Origin of the sequence: Streptomyces durocortorensis, from assembly GCF_016901035.1 — a bacterium.
Taxonomy (GTDB): domain Bacteria; phylum Actinomycetota; class Actinomycetes; order Streptomycetales; family Streptomycetaceae; genus Streptomyces; species Streptomyces durocortorensis.
Genome location: NZ_JAFEUF010000177.1, coordinates 4617 through 10851, shown reverse-complemented (window position 1 = coordinate 10851; position 6235 = coordinate 4617). Strand labels below are relative to the sequence as shown.

3 protein-coding genes are annotated in these 6235 nt (G+C 70.1%); 2 read left to right on the top strand and 1 reads right to left on the bottom strand.

Annotation, left to right across the window (positions count from 1 at the left end; genetic code table 11):
* Positions 1-309: 309 nt before the first annotated feature.
* Positions 310-708, top strand: coding sequence for a hypothetical protein (locus tag JS521_RS26160; RefSeq protein WP_205085433.1), 399 nt, complete (start codon positions 310-312; stop codon positions 706-708).
* A gap of 89 nt (positions 709-797) precedes the next feature.
* On the opposite strand, the gene JS521_RS26155 is transcribed toward JS521_RS26160, so the two are convergent.
* On the bottom strand, positions 798-3860 hold the full coding sequence (locus JS521_RS26155) for an AfsR/SARP family transcriptional regulator (protein WP_205085432.1): 3063 nt from the start codon (positions 3858-3860) through the stop codon (positions 798-800).
* Positions 3861-4294: 434 nt separating this feature from the next.
* Here JS521_RS26155 and JS521_RS26150 point away from each other — a divergent pair, with 434 nt between their 5' ends.
* A complete protein-coding gene (locus JS521_RS26150) occupies positions 4295-6103 on the top strand; it encodes a lysyl oxidase family protein (protein ID WP_205085431.1) in 1809 nt (602 codons plus the stop codon).
* Positions 6104-6235: the final 132 nt, after the last annotated feature.

Genomic DNA, 6235 nt, shown 5'->3' with positions numbered 1-6235 from the left:
CCCCCCCCCGCCCACCCCCCCCGCCCCCCCCCCCCCCCCCGCCCCCGGGGGGGGCGCCCCCCCCCCCCCCCCCCCCCCGGGGGGGGGGCCCCCCGGGGGGGGGCGGGGGGCCCCTTTCGTGTACGTGTCCCTCCGCCGCGGCGGTCTTGTCATGCGTGTCCTGCGCCCGTGTACAGGGGTTTCCTGTCGCGTTCCCGGCTGCCGGTCGGCGACGGGTAGCGGAAGCGGAACGACCGGGGAGCAGTACCCGCGAAAGTCATTCCCGTCAGCAGGACCCCCCGGCAAGACCACTCCATAAGGCGGTAGACCATGCGGAACTCGGTGTCGACGATGGTGGGAATTCTTACGGCCGCCGTACTGGTGACCACAGGCGCCGCTTCCGCGGTGGCGTCGGACGACGGTCTTTCCGCCCTGTCCGCCACCGCACGCTCCGCGGTCCTCGGCGGATCGGACACCGGCGAGGGCCCGAACGTCATCGCCACCCACTCCGACACCGGCGAGGGCCCCAACCGAACCACCACACCGACCGACACCGGCGAAGGCCCCAACGTCATCGCCACCCACTCCGACACCGGCGAGGGCCCCAACCGAACCACCACACCGACCGACACCGGCGAAGGCCCCAACCTCATCGCCACCCACTCCGACACCGGCGAAGGCCCCAACGTCGCCCCCGCCTCCGACGGCGAAGGCCCGAACGCGGTCTGAACCGCTGCCCCGAGCGCTCTCGTCGCCACCGGCGGCGAGAGCGCTCTCATGTCCGCCGCAGAACTCCCCATCGGGCGAACGGGGGCTGGTCACGCGGCCCGGGGCGCCGGGACTCCCATGGCGTCGAACGCCTCCCGGGCCGCATCCCGGTGGGTCGAGGCCGCTTCCTGCTCGCCCATCCGGTCCAGGGCGTCGGCCATGCCGGCCAGCGCGCGGGCCTCCTCGACGCGGTAGCCGATGCGCGAGGCCGCGTCGCGGGCCCGCGCGTGGAGTTCGAAGGCCGCTGAATAGCGGCCGTTGCGCGTGTGGAACCGGCCGATGATGTTGCCGACGGCGGCCTCACGCATGGGAACAGCGCTGAGATCGCCCAGGCTGAGGGCCGACTCCCCCCACTGCGCAGCCTGGACGCTCTCACCGAGCCGGTCGGCGACTTCGGCGGACAGGGCGAGAACCAGCGACAGATCGGCGGGTGACATGGTCTCCCCCGCCAGCTTGCGGGCCCGGGCCAGAAGCTCCGAAGCCGCGGCGATCTCGCCCAGCCCGATTCTCGCCACGGCCAGATCGGTCAGCCCCTCGACCTCTTTGTCCACCGAGCCGATGGAGCGGGAAAGGGTGACGGAGCGGGTGGCAGCCTCCACCGCCTCCGGGTAGCGCCCCCATTCGGCGTACAGGCTGCTGAGGTTGGTCAGGGACTCGGCCTCGGCACGCTCCGCGCCCAGCTGCCGCTTGATGTCGATGGACTGCTGCAGTCGCGGCAGGGCCTCGTCGTACCGCCCCAGGGTGCTGAGCAGCAGCCCGAGGACGCCGGTGTCCTTCGCTTCGCCGCGCCGGTCGTCGAGACCGATGGACAGGGCCAACGCCTCCTCCGACATCGTGATGCCCTCGGTGAGGCGCCCGAGCTTCCAGCAGGCCACGGAAAGGTTGGAGAGACTGAGCCGCAGCAGAGCGGCGTCGCCCAGCCGGCGGGAGGCGGCAACCGCGACCCGGCCCAGCTCCATGAACTCCTCCAGGTGTCCTCGCAGATCGAGAGGGAAGACGACGTTGGCCGTCAACAGCCCTACGTGCCGGTCCATCTCCCAGCGGTAGGCCAGGGAAACGATGGCCAGCAGCGAGTCCTGCTCGCGCTCCAGCCAGTCGCGAGCCTGCTCGACGGTCTCCAGCGGCGGAAGTTCGGCCACCCACCCAAGGGGCCCGGTGCGGCCTATCCGGGCCCGCCCGGGAAACAGCAGGTCACAGGCTGCGTCGGTCGCGGCCAGCGCGAAGTCGAGCAGCCGGCCCACGGCCTGCGTGATCTCGCCGTCTCCTTCGGCCGTGACGTGCTGCTCCCCCCCGGCCACCGGCTGCCGACGGTTCCCGCTACGAGAAAGGTTCTGTGCGAAGCTGCGGACGAGGTCGTGGAAGGCGTAGTGACCGGTTTCGTGCTGTTGGAGCAGATGCATGTCGAGGAGGTACTCGAGGACTTCCTCCGCCTCCCGGGGACCGGTCCCGAGCAGGGCCCCGGCGGCGTAGGTGTTGATCTCGGCCCCCGGGTACTGACCGAGGAGCCGGAACGCCTCGCGGGTGTCGGCGGCCAGGCCCTCGTAGGAGAGCCGCAGCGTGACTTCGACGCTGCGTTCACCCGAGTTGAGTTCGGCCAGCCGGTGGGCATCGTCCCGGAGCCGGTCGACCAGGTAACGGACGGTCCAGCGGGGCCGCTTGCGCAACCGGGCCGCCGCGATCCGCAGGGCGAGCGGGAGATGGCCGCAGAGCTCCGTGAGCTGGGCGACGGCCTCCGGTTCGTTCTCCGCGCGCGACCGGCCGAGTACGCCCTCGACGAGGGCGACACTGTCGCCCGGCGGCATGACCCCCAGGGACACCGTATGAGCCGCGTCGAGGTCCACGAGCAGCGCACGGCTCGTGACGAGGACCAGAGTCTCGGTGGGGGAGGTGAGAAGCGGCCTGACCTGTGAGTCGTCCATGGCGTTGTCGAGCAGCAGGATCATCCGGTGGGTGCTCATCGTGCGCCGCCACAGGGCGATACGGCCCTCCGCGTCTTCGGGGATGCGGTCGGCCGGCACACCGAGCATGCGCAGCAGAGCCTCGGCCGCCGCACCCGCGCTCATGGGCCGGCCGTTGGGGGTGAACCCGCGCAGGTCAATGTAGAGCTGAGCGTCGGGGTACTTCTCCGCCAGCCGGTGTGCCGCGCGCACGGCCAGCGAGGTCTTGCCGCTTCCGCCCATACCGTCGATGGCGACGATCAGCGGTCCGGAGCCCGGGGCCTCCTCGACGAACCCGAGCAGCTCACTGACTTCCGCCTCCCGTCCGGTGAAGTCGCGCAGATCGTAGGGCAGGGTGGAGGGATTGCCCTCCGGCGTGAAGGGGGCAGCGGCGGGCAGTTGCGGAGCGGCGAGTTCCGGGCTGTTGCGGAGTACCGCGTTGTGCAGCTCCGAGAGCGCGTCGCCGGGGCCGATGCCGAGTTCCTCGATCAAGTGGTCCCGGACCTTGGCGAACTCCTCCAGCGCGTCGGCCTGTCGGCCGGTACGGAAGAGCGCCAGCATGAGCTGGCCCCGCAGAGTTTCCCGCAGCGGATGCGCATCGATGAATTCTCGCAATTCTCCGATGATCTCACTGCTTTCGCCGACCGCGAGCCGCAAGTCGAAAAGCTGCTCCACCGCGGTGAGGCGGCGCTCCTCAAGGGCGGCGGAGGCCGCAGAGAAAACCGATCCGCCGGCTCCCGCGAGCAGAGGCCCCCGCCACAGGGCCAGCGCCTCCCGCAGTGTCGTTATGGCAGAGGAACTGTGTCCGGCAACAGCAGCTTGTCTGGCCTGTTTTAATCCCTCGGTGAATCTGCCGAGGTCGACCTGCGCTGGCTCGGCGAGAGCCCGGTAGCCAGGCCCCTCGGTGACGATCAGATCCCGTCCGCCGGGAATGCGCTGTCGTAGCTCTGCGACGGCCTTGCGCACCTGATGGGCGGCGGTGGCGGGGGCGTTGTCGTCCCAAGCGGCCTCCACCAGCCGAAAGACCGGCAGGACGCGCTGGGGTTCGAGCAGGAGCGTGACAAGAACTTTTTCGTGGACAGGTCCGCCGACCCGGATTCGGTCGTTGCCGTCCCAGCATTCGAACGAGCCCAGAATCCGGAACTGCACTCTGCCGTTCTCCGCGAGTTCATTCATGATGGTTCCTCCTCCGGCGGCCACGGAGGATTTTCCGCCACCACCCACGCATAGCCGACGCTCCGCGTTCCTGCCTTCCAGATGGGTCTGTGCAGCCATCTCACCAGGGCTTCGTATCGAGCGGCAAGACGGCCCCGGAACGTATCGCTCCGTGGAACGCCGCTCCGGCGTGATTGATTAGCCACCACGACGTGACTCGGTTCAACGAGATGCCCGAACGGGCCGTCGGCCACCCAAAGACGTGGGCGAGCGGGCGGTGCCCGCTCGGGCATGACTTTCGGACAACCCTGAGCCGAACGGGGGAGCGGAGACAACCCGCGTATCCCCGTTGCCCTCTCACAGTCCGGACACAGCGTCGCCACAGGTGAGTTGAGTTGGGGCCGTGCTGCTCGTCCACGTTCCATCACGCACTCGGAAGTCCGGAAGTACGAGGGATGATGACCAGACCACAGCAGGGCCGCACACACCGCCTGACCCGCCCGTCGATCGCCATCGCCGCGGCCGTCGCCGTGACGGCGGGCGTCGTCGCCGCCGCGCCCGACGCGAAGACCGCGGAGCCGACGCCGAAGCTCAGCCTGATCGCCGCCTCCAAGTCGGTGACGCTCGACTCGTGGAAGGAGGATCCCGGCGTCTATCTGGACCTCGGGACCTATCTGACCTCGGAGAACGGCGCCTTCGAGCTCAAGGTGACCCGTAAGTCGTACAAGGATCCGGTCGTCGCCACGCAGGTGCTGCGGAAGGGGAAGAAGACCACGTCCAAGGCGCTTCCCGCCGGGCTCGTGAAGGACTTCTCCGGGCTGCCGGACTTCGCGCAGGTCTCCGTCACCAACGCGGCCGGCAAGACCGTGCTGAAGCAGAACGAGGCCTTCTGCCCCAACAACGCCTCCGGGCGGATCCGGCCGGACGCGCCCGCCAACTCGAAGTATCCGCAGAGCTGCCCGGTGAACCCCTTCACCCTCGGCTCGGTGTGGGGCGTGGAGAACGGCTGGGCGTCCAACACCTATGCCGGGTACTACTCCAAGCCGGTCAAGCTGGCCGCGGGTACCTACACCGCCAAGATCGCCGTGACGAAGAAGTACCGCGACCTCTTCGGCATCGCGAACAAGCCGCAGACCGTCAAGGTCACGGTGCGCGAGCGCAGTTGGGACGACGAGGAGAGCGCGGCCGCCGCCGCACCCCGCGGCGCGGCTCGCAAGTCCGCCGCAGGGCATGCCGGGCATGGCGCCGGGCACGAAGGGCACGGGAAGGCCTCCGAGGCACCCGCCGCGTCCGCCGGGCACGGTGCGCATGCCGCGCACGGCGCTCCCGCCCGTACCGAGGCTCCCGCCGCCCGGACGACCGGCGCCGGCCCCACGTTCAACGTCGGCCACGGGCCCTACCCGCCGGCTCCGCCCGCCCTGCCCTGGGCGCTGAAGAAGGAGTCCCTCCAGCGGCAGGCCTTCTCGGCCGCCAAGGTCGGCGACCGCTCCGGGCAGACCGACGGGTCGCGGCAGGCCCCCGGCGCCCGGCCCAACGCCAAGCGGCCCACCGGCAAGGTCACCGTGCCCGACGTGCCCAAGCCCGACCTGCGCTCGCTGCCCGCGTACGGCATCACCGTCAGCGACGGTTACGAGGAGGTGCCCGGCAAGGACTACCTCGCCTTCAGCGCCAACGTGTGGAACGCGGGCCCGGCCAAGCTCGTCGTGGACGGCTTCCGCTCCCCGGGCAAGAAGCTGATGGACGCCTACCAGTACTTCTACGACGCCAAGGGCAAGCAGGTCGGCTACACCCCGACCGGCACCATGGAGTGGGATCCGCGCCCGGGCCACGAGCACTGGCACTTCACGGACTTCGCCAGCTACCGGCTGCTGAAGGCCGACAAGAAGGAGTCGGTTCGCAGCGGCAAGGAGGCGTTCTGCCTCGCCAACACCGACGCCGTCGACTACACGGTGAAGAACGCCAACTGGCACCCGGACAACACCGACCTGTCCACCGCGTGCGGCCAGGAGAACTCGATCTCCGTCCGCGAGGTGCTCGACGTCGGCTCCGGTGACACCTACACCCAGGACCTGCCCGGCCAGTCCTTCGACATCACCAACCTGCCGAACGGCACGTACTACATCCAGGTCCTCGCCAACCCTGAGAACCGCCTCAAGGAGACCAACCACAAGAACAACAGCGCGCTGCGCAAGGTCGTCCTCGGCGGGAAGAAGGGCGCCCGGACCGTGAAGGTTCCCGCCCACGATCTGGTGAACGCCAACTAGCGCTTGTCGAGGGAGCGTTGATCTGCTCCGTCTCCAACGATCCGCCGGCCCCCCGGGGGCAACCGCGGCCCCCGTCGTCGCCCCCCCCCCCCCCCCCCCCCCCCCGGAACCCGCCCCCCCCCACCCCCCCCC

Bases quoted from the DNA above. Each gene is read 5' to 3' on its own strand.
- JS521_RS26160 (WP_205085433.1), top strand. From the start codon at position 310: ATGCGGAACTCGGTGTCGACGATGGTGGGAATTCTTACGGCCGCCGTA.
- JS521_RS26155 (WP_205085432.1), bottom strand. From the start codon at position 3,860: ATGAATGAACTCGCGGAGAACGGCAGAGTGCAGTTCCGGATTCTGGGC.
- JS521_RS26150 (WP_205085431.1), top strand. From the start codon at position 4,295: ATGATGACCAGACCACAGCAGGGCCGCACACACCGCCTGACCCGCCCG.